The sequence below is a fragment of the Methylobacterium sp. J-030 genome, from assembly GCF_022829545.1.
Lineage (GTDB): Bacteria > Pseudomonadota > Alphaproteobacteria > Rhizobiales > Beijerinckiaceae > Methylobacterium.
The window spans coordinates 1-311 of record NZ_JAKSYM010000184.1; the positions used below are offsets into that span (position 1 = coordinate 1).

1 pseudogene is annotated in these 311 nt (G+C 78.5%); it reads right to left on the reverse strand.

Annotation, left to right across the window (positions count from 1 at the left end):
• Positions 1-255 (reverse strand): annotated as a pseudogene (locus MKK75_RS12395) (hypothetical protein); the annotation flags it as partial.
• Positions 256-311: the final 56 nt, after the last annotated feature.

A 311-nucleotide genomic window follows, 5' to 3' on the forward strand; every position in this document is an offset into this window, starting at 1 on the left:
GGCGGGGGCCGTGAGGCTGGCGGTCCGGCCGACCGCGACGGTGCCGGCATTGGTGAGCGGCCCGGCGAGGCTGTAGACCCCGGCGACCGGAAGCTTCGCGCCAGCGGCGTTGACGAAGGGGCCGGCGCGGGCCATCGCCCCGGCCACGGCGAGGGTGCCGGCCTGGTGGCGGATGGCGCCGTCGATCCGGCCGGCGCTGGCCGTGACGGTGCCGGTGTCGTTCAGCCCGCCGGGGTGCTTGCCGCCGCTGGCCATCAGGCCGGCATTCCCTGCGCCTCCCGCGAGGGCCCCGGCGTTGATCGGCACCGCGG